General features: G+C 71.5%; 14 protein-coding genes and 1 pseudogene. 3 read left to right on the forward strand and 12 right to left on the reverse strand.

All coding sequences use genetic code 11. The annotated features are described in order from the left end of the window. A pseudogene (locus VGD85_RS04200) lies at window positions 1-673 on the reverse strand (L-erythro-3,5-diaminohexanoate dehydrogenase); the annotation flags it as partial. Between the two features lie 151 nt (window positions 674-824). Between VGD85_RS04200 and VGD85_RS04205 the strand changes: the two are divergent. After that, complete coding sequence (locus tag VGD85_RS04205) at window positions 825-2,222, forward strand: lysine 2,3-aminomutase (RefSeq protein WP_331062194.1); 1,398 nt, start codon at window positions 825-827, stop codon at window positions 2,220-2,222. A 145-nt stretch (window positions 2,223-2,367) separates the two neighbouring features. On the opposite strand, the gene VGD85_RS04210 is transcribed toward VGD85_RS04205, so the two are convergent. After that, window positions 2,368-2,820, reverse strand: coding sequence for an Lrp/AsnC family transcriptional regulator (locus VGD85_RS04210; RefSeq protein ID WP_331062195.1), 453 nt, complete (start codon window positions 2,818-2,820; stop codon window positions 2,368-2,370). Between the two features lie 61 nt (window positions 2,821-2,881). Here VGD85_RS04210 and VGD85_RS04215 point away from each other — a divergent pair, with 61 nt between their 5' ends. After that, window positions 2,882-3,787, forward strand: coding sequence for a 5'-3' exonuclease (locus VGD85_RS04215; protein WP_331062207.1), 906 nt, complete (start codon window positions 2,882-2,884; stop codon window positions 3,785-3,787). Between the two features lie 288 nt (window positions 3,788-4,075). On the opposite strand, the gene VGD85_RS04220 is transcribed toward VGD85_RS04215, so the two are convergent. Next, window positions 4,076-5,209 carry an FAD-dependent oxidoreductase gene (locus tag VGD85_RS04220; protein ID WP_331062196.1) on the reverse strand — a complete coding sequence of 378 codons (1,134 nt, stop codon included), beginning with the start codon at window positions 5,207-5,209 and terminating at the stop codon, window positions 4,076-4,078. A gap of 85 nt (window positions 5,210-5,294) precedes the next feature. On the opposite strand from VGD85_RS04220, the gene VGD85_RS04225 reads away from it, so the two are divergent. After that, window positions 5,295-5,954: an SDR family oxidoreductase gene (locus tag VGD85_RS04225; protein WP_331062197.1), complete on the forward strand. Its 660-nt coding sequence runs from the start codon at window positions 5,295-5,297 to the stop codon at window positions 5,952-5,954. A gap of 9 nt (window positions 5,955-5,963) precedes the next feature. Here the strand turns inward: VGD85_RS04225 and VGD85_RS04230 are convergent, their stop codons facing one another. The 9 genes from VGD85_RS04230 to VGD85_RS04270 form a co-directional block, all read right to left on the reverse strand. After that, window positions 5,964-8,795: a DEAD/DEAH box helicase gene (locus VGD85_RS04230; RefSeq protein WP_331062198.1), complete on the reverse strand. Its 2,832-nt coding sequence runs from the start codon at window positions 8,793-8,795 to the stop codon at window positions 5,964-5,966. Window positions 8,796-8,804: 9 nt separating this feature from the next. Continuing rightward, window positions 8,805-9,680: a diacylglycerol kinase gene (locus tag VGD85_RS04235; RefSeq protein WP_331062199.1), complete on the reverse strand. Its 876-nt coding sequence runs from the start codon at window positions 9,678-9,680 to the stop codon at window positions 8,805-8,807. A gap of 10 nt (window positions 9,681-9,690) precedes the next feature. Then, the gene (locus VGD85_RS04240) at window positions 9,691-10,098 is read right to left on the reverse strand and encodes a hypothetical protein (RefSeq protein ID WP_331062200.1); all 408 of its coding nucleotides are present in this window, start codon (window positions 10,096-10,098) and stop codon (window positions 9,691-9,693) included. Then, entirely contained in the window at window positions 10,095-10,949 is an 855-nt protein-coding gene (gene tatC / locus VGD85_RS04245; RefSeq protein WP_331062201.1) for a twin-arginine translocase subunit TatC, read from the reverse strand. Before tatC ends, VGD85_RS04240 begins: the two co-directional genes overlap by 4 nt. Window positions 10,950-10,965: 16 nt before the next feature. Next, window positions 10,966-11,253 carry a twin-arginine translocase TatA/TatE family subunit gene (tatA, locus tag VGD85_RS04250; protein ID WP_331062202.1) on the reverse strand — a complete coding sequence of 96 codons (288 nt, stop codon included), beginning with the start codon at window positions 11,251-11,253 and terminating at the stop codon, window positions 10,966-10,968. 45 nt (window positions 11,254-11,298) lie between these two features. After that, complete coding sequence (locus VGD85_RS04255; protein WP_331062203.1) at window positions 11,299-12,291, reverse strand: WYL domain-containing protein; 993 nt, start codon at window positions 12,289-12,291, stop codon at window positions 11,299-11,301. Further along, window positions 12,288-13,259, reverse strand: a complete 972-nt coding sequence (locus tag VGD85_RS04260) for a helix-turn-helix transcriptional regulator (protein ID WP_331062204.1) — start codon at window positions 13,257-13,259, stop codon at window positions 12,288-12,290. The genes VGD85_RS04255 and VGD85_RS04260 overlap by 4 nt, the downstream gene beginning before the upstream one ends. Before the next feature lie 33 nt (window positions 13,260-13,292). Beyond that, window positions 13,293-14,240, reverse strand: coding sequence for an FKBP-type peptidyl-prolyl cis-trans isomerase (locus VGD85_RS04265; RefSeq protein ID WP_331062205.1), 948 nt, complete (start codon window positions 14,238-14,240; stop codon window positions 13,293-13,295). 175 nt (window positions 14,241-14,415) lie between these two features. Next, on the reverse strand, window positions 14,416-15,403 hold a 988-nt coding region (locus VGD85_RS04270), incomplete at its 5' end, for a proteasome accessory factor PafA2 family protein (protein WP_331062206.1).

Here is a 15,403-nt window from a genome sequence, read left to right on the forward strand (position 1 = left end):
CCACCCCGATCGTGCGCCGGGCGCCGGCCTGCCGGGCCGCGGCCAGGCTCAGCGAGCCGGACTTGCCCGCTCCCCCGACGACCGCGACCGCGGGGGCGTCGTACTGCCCGACCACCCGGGCGGTCAGCGCGGGTGCACCGCAGACGTCCATCACCGAGAGGCTGAGCTCGGCGGGCAGGTCGTCGGGCAGCACGGCGGCGATCGAACGCCCGAAGAGCACGGCGTACCCGTCACAGGGCACCTGCTCCCCCAGCCCGTCCCACCGAGCCAGCTCGTCCTCGATCACCAGGGGCGTCAGGGTGAGGGAGACCAGCGTGGCGATCCGGTCGCCGACGGCGAGGCCGAGCGGGCTGTCGGGTCCCACCTCCTCCACGGTGCCGACCAGCATGCCGCCGGACCCGGTCTCGGGGTTCTGCATCTTCCCGCGGCGGCGCACGATCTCGAGCACCTCGGCGCGGATCGCGTCCCCCGCTCCCCCGTGTTTGCGCTCGAGCTGGCGATAGGACGCCGCGTCGAGGTTGAGCCGCTCCACCCGCACCCGCACCTCGTCGGGCCACAGCTCGCGGCGGGTGTCGAGCCGCTCGGCGGCCTGCGGCAGCCGGGCCGCGCCGCCGGGGAGGTCGTCCAGCACCCGGTGGAGGCCGGTGGGATCACTGGTGCGGGGAGTCGACACGACGTATCCTCCGATGAAACTCTGCTTGAACAGGAAGAGATGCGGTGTGTCTTTGGACAGGCCGCATGATCTTCTCCTACTCTGGCAGAGAGGCGCGAGCGGCACAACCGACGCGCCGCCGGCCCAGTCCCGCGTCATCCAGGAGCCCACGATGAGCATCGAGACCTCCGTCGCCGTCCAGGTCGAGGCTGCCAGCGGCCAGCCCTACCCCTACCGACGAGTCGAGCTGGTCGAGCCGGACTGGACCCGGTTCCCCGGGTGGCGCGACGTCACCCGCGAGGAGTGGGAGTCCGTGCAGTGGCAGCGTGCGCACTGCGTGAAGAACCTGCGCCAGCTGCGCGAGCTGCTCGGCGACCTCCTCGACGAGCGCTTCTACGCCGACCTCGAGCGCGACCAGGCCGAGCGGGCCACGATGTCGATGCTCGTCCCGCCGCAGATGATGAACACGATGGCGCCCGACGTGGCACCCGCGGGCCCGGGGTCGCTGACCGAGGCGTTCTACGCCGACCCGGTACGCCGCTACATGATCCCCGTCTTCTCCGACCGGCGCACCGACTGGCCGTCCCACCCCTACGCCACCCGCGACTCCCTGCACGAGCACGACATGTGGGTCGCCGAGGGGCTCACCCACCGCTACCCCACCAAGGTGCTCGCCGAGTTGCTCCCGACCTGCCCGCAGTACTGCGGGCACTGCACGCGGATGGACCTGGTCGGCAACTCCACGCCGACCATCGACAAGCTCAAGTTCGTCGCCAAGCCCAACGACCGGCTCGGTGACATGCTCGACTACCTGCGTCGTACGCCCCAGGTGCGCGACGTGGTCGTCTCCGGCGGCGACGTGGCGAACCTCCCGTGGCCCCGGCTGGAGGACTTCATCACGCGGCTGCTCGAGATCGAGAACATCCGCGACATCCGCCTCGCCACCAAGGCGCTCATCGGCCTCCCCCAGCACTGGCTCCAGGACGACGTACGGGCGGGCATGGCCCGGGTGGCGGGCATCGCCCGGTCGCGCGGGGTGTCGATCGCGATCCACACCCACGCCAACCACGCCAACTCCGTCACCCCGCTGGTCGCCCGGGCCGCGGCGGCGATGTTCGAGGCCGGTGTGCGTGACGTGCGCAACCAGGGCGTCCTGCTCAACGGCGTCAACGCCGACGCGCACGCGCTGCTCGACCTGAGCTTCCGGCTCCTCGACGGCGCGCAGATCATGCCCTACTACTTCTACATGTGCGACATGATCCCGTTCTCGGAGCACTGGCGGGTCTCGGTCGCAGACGCGCAGCGGCTCCAGCACCACATCATGGGCTACCTGCCCGGCTTCGCGACGCCGCGCATCGTGTGCGACGTGCCGTTCGTCGGCAAGCGGTGGGTGCACCAGCTCGCGGACTACGACACCGAGCGCGGCATCTCCTACTGGACCAAGAACTACCGCACGTCGATCGAGGGCACCGCCGAGGACGCCCTCACCCGCACCTACGAGTACTACGACCCGATCCACACCCTTCCGGCCGCCGGCCAGGAGTGGTGGAAGGAGCACGCCCTCGACTGACGCCCGTCGACCGCTCCCCGACCCCTCCCCGACCCGCGGGGGCTCGAGTCGCTGCGGTTTGGTCACCAACGACATGTCCGGCGTCCGGATGGCTGTCGTTCGTGACCAATCGACAGCGGTCGGTCCGCCCCCCGGGGGTACCGGCTCAGAGCACCGAACGGCTCTCGAAGGGCGTCGAGAGCACGATCGTGGTGCGGGTCGCGACGTTGGCCGCGGCCCGGATCCGTGCGAGCAGGTCCTCCAGGTCGGTCGGGGTCGCCACCCGGACCTTGAGGATGTAGGACTCGTCCCCGGCGACCGACCAGCACGACTCGATCTCGGGGATGGCGCGGACCCGCTCGGGCGAGTCGTCGGGCTGGGACGGGTCGATCGGCCGGATCGAGATGAACGCCGTCAGCGGCAGCCCGAGCTGCTCGTGGTCGATGGTCGCGCCGTACCCCTGGATCAGGCCGCGGGCCTCGAGGCGCTTGACCCGCTGGTGGACCGCCGAGGTCGACAACCCGGTGGCCTTGCCGAGGTCGGTGAACGACATCCGCCCGTCGTTCGCGAGGAGCTCGAGGATCTTGCGGTCGGTGCCTTCTAGCTCGGACTGGCTCACGGCGCTCAGCGTAGCGGCGCGTGGCAGGATGCGGGACGTGACCGACCAGCCCGGCCGACTGATGCTCCTGGACTCCGCCTCGATGTACTTCCGGGCCTTCTACGGCGTGCCCGAGATCACCGGGCCCGACGGGACCCCCGTCAACGCGGTGCGCGGGTTCCTGGACTTCATCGCGCGCCTCGTCGGCGACTACCGGCCGACCCACCTCGTGGCGTGCTGGGACAACGACTGGCGACCGCAGTGGCGGGTCGACCTGCTGCCGTCGTACAAGGCCCACCGCGTCGAGGCGGAGCGGACCGGTGCGCCGGACGTCGAGGAGGTGCCCGACCCGCTCGAGGTGCAGGTGCCGATCATCCGCGAGGTCCTCGACGCGTTCGGGATCTGCGTGGTCGGGGCCGACGGCTACGAGGCCGACGACGTGATCGGCAGCCTCGCCACCCAGGCACGCCAGCCCGTAGACGTGGTCACCGGGGACCGCGACCTGTTCCAGCTCGTCGACGACGACGCCGACGTCCGGGTCCTCTACATCGCCCGCGGCGTCGGCAACCACGAGCGGGTCACCAACGACTGGGTGCGGGCCAAGTACGGCATCGACGCCCGGCAGTACGCCGACTTCGCCACCCTGCGCGGCGACGCCTCCGACGGCCTCCCCGGCGTGGCTGGCGTCGGGGAGAAGACCGCCGCGACCCTCCTCGGCCGCTTCGGCGACATGGCCGGCATCCTCGCCGCCGCGCTGGACCCCTCCTCCGACATGGGCCCCGGCCCGCGCGGCAAGATCAAGGCCGCCGCGGCGTACCTCGACGTCGCCCCCCGCGTCGTCGCCGTCGCCCGCGACCTCGACCTCGGCTCCCCCGACACCCGCCTGCCACCCGAGCCCCACGACCTCCCCCGCGTCGCCGAGCTGGGTCAGCGCTGGGGCCTCGAGAGCCCGGTCCAGCGGCTCACCACCGCCCTCTGCGGCGGCTGAGTCCTGCGGTTTGGTCACCAACGACATGAGTTCCGGCCGCGGGGGTGTCGGTGGTGACCAAACGCCAGCCGGGAGCGGCCGGTGGTGCCCCGCGGCCGGGTCAGTCCTGCGGTTTGGTCACCAACGACATGATGTCCCGCTTCGGGGTTGTCGTTGGTGACCAAACGACAGCCGGGAGCGGCTGGTGCCCCGCGGCCGGGTCAGGCCTGCGGTTTGGTCACCAACGACATGAGATCCGGCCTCAGAGATGTCGTTGGTGACCAAACCGCAGGGGCGTCGGCCCCGCGCTCAGCGCAGCATCTCGTCCACAACGATCCGCGCGGCGGAGGGGCAGCCCTTGGTGAAGCCGTAGAACGGTCCGAAGTCGCGGGTGGCGGCGAAGCCGATGACGTAGAGGCCGTCGAGGGTCGTCTCGAAGCCCTCGGTGAGGTCCGGGAAGCCGTCGGTGACCGCGACCCGGTCGAGGACCCCGGCGAGGTAGGGCACCCGCGCCAGGTCGGGCCGGTAGCCGCACGCGAGCACGACGTGGTCGACCTCCAGCCCGGTCCCGTCAGTCAGGGCGAGCCCGATGCTCGCACCCTCGGAGCCCGCCTCGGTGACGGCGCACCCCGGATGGCGGTGCACCACGCCCGGCGTGAGCCGCGGCACGAGCCAGTGCTCGAGCGTGAGCCGCCCGACCTCCCAGAACCTCCGGCCGATCGCCGCCCGTTCCTCGGCGGGCAGGTGCCGCCACCAGCCGCGGTGGGCAAGGGTCTGGTCGACGTACTCGTCGACGAACGTCCAGCTGACCTTCGCGAACTCCGGCACGTCGTGCCGGTGGACGACGTCGACACGCTCGGCGCCGTGGTCGCACAGCAACGCGGCCCACTCGTAGGCGCTCTGCCTCCCGCCGATCACGGCGACCCGGGCCCCGGCGAGGTCGTCGAAGGAGACCAGGTCGCTGGTGTGGGTGCAGCGGGCGGCGGGCAGCTGGTCGTGCCAGTCGGGCCGCTGGGCGAAGTAGCCGACCCCGGGCGCCGCGACGACGCGGTCGGCCTCGATCGCGTCGCCGTCGGCCATGGTCGCGACGAACGTGCCGTTGGGCCGCGTGAGGTCGACGACCAGCCGCGGATCGGGCGCCAGGCCCTTGCGCTGCGCGAACCACTCCGTGTGGTCGAGGAACACGCCGATCGAGATCGGATCGTGCTCCCCCGGGTCGAGCCCGCGGTCCTCGAAGAACGCCTCGAAGGTGTGCTCGCCGTTGGCGTCGAGGTGCCAGTCGGGCCCTGACCGCAGGTACATGTCGGCGGGCATCTGGTCACGCCAGAACGCCATCGGGATCCCGACGACGTGGGTGTCGATGCCGCGGTCGCGCGCGTACGCCGCGGCCGCGTAGGCGTACGGCCCGGCCCCGACGACGAGCAGATCGGTGCGGGTGGTCATCGCCGAGCTCCCTCCCCGGTGGTGCCATCGATGTGACGTGGGCCACACGGTACTGCGCAACCGGACCGCTCGTACCGTGAAAGGCATGACACGGATCGCCATCGTCGGCGGCCACGGACAGGTCGCCCGTCAGCTCGTCCACCTGCTGCGCCGCGCGGACCACGACCCGGTCGCCCTGGTCCGCAACGAGGCCTACCGCGAGGACCTGGAGGCGCGGGGCGCCGAGGTCCGGATGCTCGACATCGAGCACCAGGGGGCCAGCGACTTCGCGGCGGCGTTCGCGGGCTGCGGCGCGGTGGTGTTCGCCGCAGGCGGGGGTCCCGACGGCAACGCCGACCGCAAGCGCACCGTCGACCTCGAGGGCTCGCTGAAGTCGATCGAGGGGGCGCGACAGGCCGGCATCCGGCGCTTCGTCCAGATCTCCGCGATCGGCGTCGACGACCCCCTGCCGCCCGACACCGGTGCCGTCTGGCGGGCGTACGTCGAGGCGAAGCGAGACGCCGACGCCGCGCTGCGCGCCAGCGGCCTGGACTGGACGATCCTCCGGCCCGGGCGGCTCACCGACGAGGCGGCGACGGGTCGCGTCGCACTCGGGTCGGACGTCGAGCGTGGCGACGTCACCAGGGCCGACGTCGCGGCGGTGGTCGCCGCCGTCCTCGACGCCCCCGAGAGCGTCGGCCGGCAGTGGGACCTCGTCAACGGCGACGTACCGGTCGAGGAGGCCGTGCACGCCTCCCGACCGTGACCCTGCGGGTCACTCGTCGTCGGCGAGCGAGGAATAGGCGACCACCCCACGCCGCATCGTGCGGATCAGCTCGCGGGCGGTCTCGCGCAGTGGAGACGCACCCGCGGCGTCGGCCACCTGCCCGGCCAGGTCGAGCAGCTGCTTCATCCACCGGACGAAGTCGCCGGCCGCCAGATCGCTGACGAGCAGGACGTCGTCGAGCTCGTCGCCCTCGGCCCACCGGTACGCCACCCATGCGAAGCCCAGGTCGGGCGGACGGAGGAACTCGAGCTTGTGGTCCCGCTCGAGCGTCTCGAGGCTGCCCCAGAGCCGCACCATCTCGCCGATCACCTCGCGCACCCGACCGCCCGGGAGGCGGGGCGACGTGGCGTCGTCGGGACGCCGCGCCTCGAACACGAGCACGGCGAGGGCCGCAGCCAGCTCCGAGGGCGAGAGGTCGTCCCACAGGCCCTGCCGCATGGATTCTGCGGCCAGCAGGTCCATGTCGGAGTACAGCCGCCGCAGGTGGCTGCCGCGCTCGGTGACCGTGTCCTCGTCGAGGTAGCCCAGGGCGGTCAGGACCTCACAGACCCGGTCGAACTGCCGGGCCACGGTGTTCGTGCGCTGTTCCACCCGGCGCTTGAGGGTGTGGGCGTCGCGGTCGAGCTTGAAGTAGCGCTCGGCCCAGCGCGCATGGTCCTCACGCTCGGGGCAGTCGTGACAGGGGTGGGCCCGCAGCTGGGCGCGCAACTGGGCGATCACGTCGTCCGCGTCGGTGCGGACCGGGTCGGTGCGGACCGGGTCGCGGCGACCGCCGCGAGCGCCGCCCGCCCCGGAGGACCGGCCGGGTGGCGGCGGGGTGAGGTCGTGGGTCCGCGAGCGCAGCGCGGAGGCGAGGTCGCGGCGCATCTGTGGGTTGCGGCCGTTGAAGTTCTTCGGGATCCGCAGCCGGGCCAACGCGGTGACCGGCGTCGGGAAGTCGATCATCGCGAGCCGCCGGGCCTGCCGGTCGGCGGTGACGACGTACGGCCGCGGGCCCTCGGGCGACCAGCCGGGGTCGACGACGACGGCGAACCCCGCGAACTTGCCGGTCGGCACCTCGATCACGTCGCCCGGCCGCAGCGCCCGCAACGACTCGATCGCCTCCTCGCGGCGGTCGGCGCGCCGAGCCCGGCTGGCGCCCTTCTCGGCCTCGCCGATCCGGCGGCGGAGGTCGGCGTACTCCATGAAGTCGCCCAGATGGCAGGTCGCGGCCTCCCGGTAGCCGGCCAGGGCGTCCTCGCTCTTGCGCAGCTGGCGGGCGAGCCCGACGACGGCCTTGTCCGCCTGGAACTGGGCGAACGACTGCTCGAGCAGCTCGCGGGAGCGGCTGCGTCCGAACTGGTGCACCAGGTTGACGGCCATGTTGTACGACGGGCGGAACGACGAGCGCAGCGGGTAGGTGCGGGTCGAGGCGAGGCCGGCCAGCTCGCGGGGGTTCATCCCCGGCTGCCAGAGCACGACGCCGTGGCCCTCGGTGTCGAGGCCGCGGCGGCCGGCGCGACCGGTGAGCTGGGTGTACTCCCCCGGCGTGATGTCGGCGTGGGTCTCGCCGTTCCACTTCGTGAGCTTCTCGATGACGACGGTCCGAGCCGGCATGTTGATGCCCAGGGCGAGGGTCTCGGTGGCGAACACCACCTTGCACAGCCCCCGGACGAACAGCTCCTCGACGCACTGCTTGAAGGCCGGGAGCATGCCCGCGTGGTGGGCGGCGACACCGCGGGTCAGGCCGTCGAGGAAGTCGTGGTAGCCCAGCACGTGCAGGTCCTCCGCGGGGAGGTCGCCGCAGGCGTCCTCGACGTAGGCGAAGATCGTGTCGCGCTCCTCCGGTGTGGTGAGTCGCACCCCCGCGTTGAGGCACTGGGTCACCGCCGCATCGCACCCCACGCGGCTGAAGATGAACACGATGGCGGGCAGCAGGCCCTCGCGATCGAGCCGGTCGATCACGTCGGGGCGGCTCGGGATCCACACGCGGCGGCCGTTGCCGACGTTCTTCTGGCCGGGCTTGGACCGCCCGCGTGGATTGCGCCGGTCGCGGATGCGGGAGCTGGCCCAGTCGTCGCGGGCGACCTTGAGCAGCGCGTCGTTGACGGGAGCGCCCTCCTTGACGAACCCGGCGGCGGCGTCGACGTCGGAGGAGGCGAAGAGGTCCAGCAGACGGCGGCCGACCATCACGTGCTGGTAGAGCGGCACCGGGCGCCGCTCCTCGACGATCGTCGTGGTGTCGCCGCGGACGGTCGCCAGCCACTCGCCGAACTCCTCGGCATTCGAGACGGTCGCGGACAGCGAGATCAGCGAGACCGACTCCGGGAGGTGGATGATGACCTCCTCCCAGACCGCGCCACGCGAGCGATCCGCGAGGTAGTGGACCTCGTCCATCACCACGAAGCCGAGGCCGAGCAGCGTCCGCGACCCGGCGTACAGCATGTTGCGGAGCACCTCGGTGGTCATCACCACGATCGGGGCCTCGCCGTTGACGACGTTGTCGCCGGTCAGCAGCCCGACGCGCTCGGGTCCGTAGCGGACGACGAGATCGTGGTACTTCTGGTTCGAGAGCGCCTTGATCGGGGTGGTGTAGAACGCCTTGCGGCCGGTCTCCAGGGCCAGGTGGATCGCGAACTCCCCGACGATCGTCTTGCCGGACCCGGTGGGCGCGGCCACGAGGACACCGCGGCCCTCCTCGATCGCCTGGCAGCCGCGCACCTGGAAGTCGTCGAGCGGGAAGTCGTAGAGCGTGCGGAAGTCACGCAGGACGGGGTGCTTGCGGCCGGCGCGGTAGTCGGCGTACCGCTCGGACGGACTGAGGTCGTCCGAGGTGCTCATGCGCCCAACCTACGTGAGGACCGTCAAGGCGCCGGGCACACACTCCACGGTGAGCGGCAACGGGCCGAACCGCTCGCCGTCGGCGTAGGACACGATGCCGGGCGCGGCGACGGTCACCGAACGGACCCGGTGGTGCTCGTAGGCGGGGTGGGTGACATGGGTGCCCTTGAACAGCTTCGGGTAGGTGCGGATCAGCCCGGGCTTGCTCATCGGTTTGATGATCACCACGTCGAGGAGGCCGTCGTCGAGGATCGCCCCCTCGGTGATCCGCAGCCCGCCCCCGAACGACGGCCCGTTGCCGATGGCCACCAGCATCGCCTCGAGGTTCACCCGGGCACCGTCGAGCTCGAGCGTGTACGGGATCGGCTCGAACGTGCGCAGCTCGGCCACCGTGGCGAGGTTGTAGCGCATCTGGCCCTTCGGCCAGGTCATCTTGTTCGCGCGCTCGTTGACGATCGCGTCGAACCCGGCGGCCAGCACCGTGACGAAGTGCCGGGGACCGCTACGGGCCAGGTCCACGGTGCGGGTGCGACCTGCGATCACGACGTCGGCGGCGGCGACCGGGTCGCGGCGCGGGAGCCCGAAGTATCGGGCGACGTCGTTGCCGGTGCCGGCGGGGATCACGCCGAGCGCGGCGCCCGTGCCGGCCAGCGCCTGGGCCGCGAGGTGCGCCATGCCGTCCCCGCCGACCACGACCACGGCGTCCACGCCGTCGGCGACCGCCTGGTGGGCGAGGTCCTGGGCCTCGTCGGCATCGCGGCCGGCGAGGTTGCGCACGGTGAGGCCAGCGGCGCGCAGGCGGGGCAGCACGGCGTCGCGGTAGCGCGCCCCGCGACCCTTCCCAGCGGTCGGGTTCGTCAGCAGCGCGATGTCGCGGGCGGTCACGCCGGTGAGACTAGGGCCTTTCGACGCCGATCCGCAGCAGCACCGAGTAGCGCTCGACCGAGGCACCGACGGCGAGCGCGAGGCGGCCGACGGCTTCGAGCACCAGGTCCGCGGTGAAGCCGGTGCCCGGTACGGCGAGGGTGAGCCGTGCGTCGCGACGCACGAGCAGCACCTGGCCGTAGCGCCATGCCTGGTGCGCGTCGTGACGCACGTCCTCCGGCGCCACCGCGGCCGGGTAGGCGGGGTCGACCGCGAGCAGGTCGCACGGGATCGGCTCGTGGCCCTCGCCGGTGAGCAGCCCGGACACGGCGTGACCGCGGCGTACGCCGGACGCCGCGGACCAGGTCACGTCGCTCACGCCGAGCCAGTCCGGCAGGTCGAACGGGTCGACGGTCTCGAAGCTCGTCTCGGCCGTCACAGGGGCGAGGCCTCGTCGTCGTCCCACTGGTCGGTGCTGTGGGCACCCCGGCCGCGGGCCCGATCGACGGTGCGGGCGATGGCCTCGGCGACGAGGAAGAGCACCAGCATCGGCAGCGCGAGCATCAGCATCGAGAACGGGTCGGTCGACGGGGTCGCGACGGCGGCGAACACGAAGGTGCCGAGGATGATCCACGGCCGGTAGCGGCCCAGGGCCTTGCCGGAGACCACGCCGGCGAGGTTGAGCATGATCACGAACAGCGGGATCTCGAAGGCCACGCCGAAGACGAGCAGCATCCGGGTAAAGAACGAGAAGTAGTCGCCGAACTCGACGAGGTTCTCCAGCCCCGCGGGGGTGAACCCGATCAGCACCTCGAGGCCCCGCGGGAGCACGTAGTAGCCGGTCGCCACGCCGATCATGAACAGCGGTCCGGCGACGGCCGCGAAGATCCGGGTCCAGCGCCGTTCCTGGGGATGCAGGCCGGGGACCACGAAGGCCCAGATCTGGTACAGCCAGAACGGGCTCGACGCCACGATCGCCGCCACCCCGCAGAGCTTGAGCTGCAGCAGCAGCGGTCCGCCCGCGCTCGCGACGTACGCCTTGGTCGTCGTCTGCCCCTCCAGCGCCGCCTGGGCGTCGTTGTACGGGCCGAGCACCAGCCCGAGGAGGCCCTCGTTCGGGCGCTCGTAGAAGAACAGGGCGACGAAGAACGCAAGCACGAGGAACAGCGCCGACTTCAGCAGCCGGGCGCGGAGCTCTCGGAGGTGGTCGGAGAGCGCCATCCGGCCGTCTGCGCCCACCGGGTGGCGGGGACGGCCGGAGAAGTAGTCGAAGACGCCGCTGAGGGACACCGAGCCGGGCGGCGGGTCAGGCGCTGTCGGGGCGGTTCAGGCGGTCGCGCTCGGCGTCGATCTCGGCCTGGCGCCGGTCGAGGTCGGCCTGCCGGGCCTCGAGCTCACGCTGCTCGGCGGTCGTGGCCGCCTCGGGCTGGTCGTCGTCGTCGGTGAGGCCCTTGGTCTCGGCCTTGAAGATGCGCAGCGCCCGGCCGCTGCCGCGCGCGAGCTCGGGGAGCTTGGTCGCTCCGAAGAGCAGGACGACGACGGCGAGGATGAGCAGCAGCTCGGTGGTGCCGAGGTTGGCGATTAGGGCGGTCATGTCGTCCTCACATGCGGGTTGTTGGCGGGGTCCATGCTACGCCGATCAGCCGTAGAGGCTGAGCGTGTCCTGTGCACGGCGGGTGAACGATTGGTCCAGCTCCGGCGGGCTCAGCACCCGGGCGTGCGGTGCGAGCCGCAGCAGGAGCCGCTGGAGCCAGCGCTCGTCGGCGACGAGCAGGTCGACATCCAGTGCACCGCGTGCGCGGGAGCGGACCTCCTCCACCGGGTAGTACTCGACGATCCACCGGGCGGGACGGTCGACGCGCAGCGTGACCAGCCGGGTGTCCTCGGCGGCCCGGAACAGCCCTTCGGAGAGGTCCCGGGGCGGTTCGGGTGCGCTGGCCACGGGGGTGTCGAGCACCTCGGCCTCGCGGATCCGGTCGAGACGGAACAGACGAGGCGCCCGGGCGCTGTGGCACCAGGCGTCCAGGTAGGTGTAGCCGTGTGCGGAGACCACGCCCCGGGGGTCGACGGTGCGCTCGGACTGCTCGTCTCGTGAGGCCACGAAGTAGGTCAGCCGCACCTGGCGCTGACGGGACACGGCGTCCTGCAGGTCCATCTCGAGCCGGACCAGGTCGAGCCGGCCGGGCTCCTCCTCCCCCGGGTCGATGTGCCGGGCGGCGGAGCCTTCGGCGGCGGCCGCCTCGAGCTTCGCCAGTGCCCGGTCCACGACCGCACGGGTCTCTTCGCGGGCACTGCTGCGCAGCGCTCGCAGCGCGACGATGATCGCGGTCGCCTCGGTCGGCGTCAGCCGGAGCGGGCGGGAGAGGTAGTCGGCGTTCGAGATCCGGATGACGCCGTCGGCCTCCGGTCCCTCCAGCGCGTCGAGGTCCACGTCGATGAGGTCGTCGGGGTACCCGCCGGGCAGCCCGCACATCAGCAGCACCTTCAGGTCGCCGAGCAGCTGGTCGGCGGTGACGCCGAGTGCGGCGGCCGCCTCCTCGAGCCGGACCCCGTCGTGGGAGTGCAGGAACGGCACCAGCGTGAGGAGCCGCGCGACCTGGTCCTTGGCAGCGCTCGCCGATGTCGTGCTCACGACACCGCCCCCACGACGGCGCGCAGCCGCTGGACGACCGCGTCGCGCAGGGACTCCGGCTCCTCGACGTACACGTCCGGACCGTAGCCGAGCACCTCGTCGGCGACACCGGTGCCACCCCGGCTGATCACGACCCGGTCCCATCCGGTCCGCTCGTCCGGGCCGGGGACGCCCGTCTCGATCGACTCGGCGTCGCGGCGCAGGGCGAGCCCGGATCCCTCGCGCACCAGCAGGACGGCGCGGCCCGTGGTGGGCTCCGGCGCGAGGCGCACGGCGGTGGCGCGGACGTCCGTGCCCGCCGGCACGTCGTACGAGCCCGGCCGTCCGGTCTTGCGGGCCTCACCCTGCACGCGGGAGAGGCGGAAGACCCGCTCCTCGTGCCGGTCGGTGTCCAGCCCGACGACGTACCAGCGGCCGGAGTAGCGCACGACGCCCCACGGCTGGAGGTGCCGGGTGGTCGCCGCCGTGGCCCCGGAGCGCCGATAGTCGAACTCGACCGGCGTCCGCTCCTGGGTGGCCTCCCAGAACACGTCGAAGGACGGCTCGTCCGCGCTCAGCCGGGGCTGGGCGATGTCGAGCGCGCTGACGTCGAGGGGTACGCCGAGCGCCGTGAGCTTGCGCACCGCCTCGGTCGTCGCCTCCGCGAGGCGGGCGTGCTCCCAGACCCGCGTCGCCAGACCGATCACCGCCGCCTCGTCGGCGCCGAGCTCGATGTCGGGAAGCGCGAGCTCGTCGGGCCGGATCCGGTAGCCCGGCTCGTCGTCGAAGTAGGCGTCCATGCTGCCGACCTCGATCGGCACCCCGAGGCTGCGCAGCTCCTCCTTGTCACGCTCGAACATCTTCTCGAACGCGTCGGTGCTCGAGCCCGGGTAGAGGATCGCGCGGATCCGGTCCTTCGAGACGTAGTGGCGCTGGACCAGCAGCATGATGAGCAGGTTGAGCAAGCGCTCGCTCTTGTTCGCCGCCATGCTGCTGATCCTCGCCGGTCTTCGTCGCTGGTGCTACTTGGCGTCGAGGATGTCGAGCACGAAGTAGAGCGTGCTGTTCGCGGGGATGCTCCCGTTGGCCTGGGCGCCGTAACCGAGGTCCGGCGGGACCTGCAGCAGCACCCGGCTGCCGACCTTGAGGCCCTCGAGACCGTAGATCCAGCCCGGCACGAGCCCGGACAGCGGCTGCTCCAGGGGCTCCTTGGAGTAGCTCTCGTCGAAGGGCTTCTTGGCGTCGTAGACCATCCCGAGGTAGTCCGCCGTGATCGTCATGTCCTTGGTGACGGTCTTGCCGGTGCCCTCCTTGACCACGCTGCGCAGGAAGTCGTCGGACTTCGGCTCGTCGATGCCCTTGAAGTCGAGCGATACCGGCTCGCCCTTCTTCTCGACGATGCCGGGGAGCTGGGAGGACGGCACGTCCTTCGGCGTCGGCGGCGTGAACTCCTCCATCAGGTCCACGATGATCAGCACCGTGTCGGTGGGCGCGACGCCGATCGAGGTGTTGCCGGACTCGCCGAACGCGTCGGAGCCGGTCGCGGTGACCGCGACCCGGGAGCCGATCTTCTGCCCGAGCACGGCGTCCTTGAAGACCGGGGCGAGCTGGTCGTTCGCCGTGACCGTCTCCTCCTGCCCGCCCTTGTCGTAGCTGCTGTAGGACTGCTCCTGGGTGTAGCCGTTGCCGATCCAGAGGTTCACCTGGACCTGGTCGCCGTCCTCGATGGTGTCGCCGTCACCCTCGCTGACCACGGTCGTCTCGGTCTTGTCGACGTCGAGCTTGCCGTCCCACTTCACCTCGGGCGCGCTGCCGATGTCGCCGCTGATCGTGATGCCGTGGATCGTGCCCGAGGCGGAGTCGTCGCCGCCGTCGGAGTCGGAGCCGCAGGCCACCAGCGTGGTGGCCAGCGTGGTGGCCAGGACCACCGGGAGCAGGACCGCCGAGAGGCGGCGGGGACGTCGAGACACTGGTTCAACCTTCACAGTCGGGTCTGGGCGAGCGGCGCTCACACTAGCCGCCCACCCTGAGCGGACCCTGATCGCGGGTCCGCCGCGGGCTGGAACGCGCCGCGGTTTGGTCACCAACGACATGCCCCAGCGTGCTCGGCTTGTCGTTGGTGACCAAACGACAACGTAACGGGACTCACATCCCGTCGATGAGCCGCTGGACGCGCTCGTCCTGGGCCCGGAACGGGTCCTTGCACAACACCGTGCGCTGCGCTTGGTCGTTCAGCTTCAGGTGCACCCAGTCGACGGTGAAGTCGCGGCGGCGCTCCTGGGCTCGGCGGATGAACTCGCCCCGCAGTCGTGCCCGGGTGGTCTGCGGCGGTACCGACTTGGCCTCGAAGATCTTGAGGTCGGTGGTCACCCGCGCCACCGCGCCACGCTTCTCGAGCAGGTAGTACAGGCCGCGACCGCGGTGGATGTCGTGGTAGGCCAGGTCGAGCTGGGCGATGCGCGGGTGACCCAACGGCAGACCGTGCTTGGCGCGGTACCGCTCGATGAGCTTCCACTTGATCACCCAGTCGATCTCGCGATCGACGAGGCCCAGGTCGTCGGACTCGACGGCCTTGAGACCGCGCTCCCAGAGGTCGAGCGCCTGGTCGATCACGGGGGTGCTGAGCTCACGACGGTCGACGAAGTCGCGAGCCTTGGTGAGGTACTCCTGCTGGATGTCCAGAGCGCTCGCCTCGCGACCGTTGGCCAGCCGGACCTTACGCCGACCGGTGACGTCGTGGGCGATCTCGCGGATGGCTCGGATCGGGTTCTCCATCGTGAGGTCGCGCATCACCACGCCCTCCTCGATCATCCGCAGCACCAGGTCGCAGCTCGCGACCTTGAGCATCGTCGTCGTCTCGCTCATGTTGGAGTCGCCGACGATCACGTGCAGGCGCCGGTACTTCTCGGCGTCGGCGTGCGGTTCGTCGCGCGTGTTGATGATCGGCCGCGACCGCGTCGTGGCGCTGCTGACACCCTCCCAGATGTGCTCTGCGCGCTGGGACACGCTGTAGCTCGCGCCCCGCGGCGTCTGGGTGATCTTGCCGGCGCCCACGACGATCTGCCGGGTCACCAGGAACGGGATCAGTACGTCGGCCAGCCGGGAGAACTCGCCCGCTCGGCTCACCAGGTAG

Origin of the sequence: Nocardioides sp. (genome assembly GCF_036401255.1) — a bacterium.
Classification (GTDB): Bacteria; Actinomycetota; Actinomycetes; order Propionibacteriales; family Nocardioidaceae; genus Nocardioides.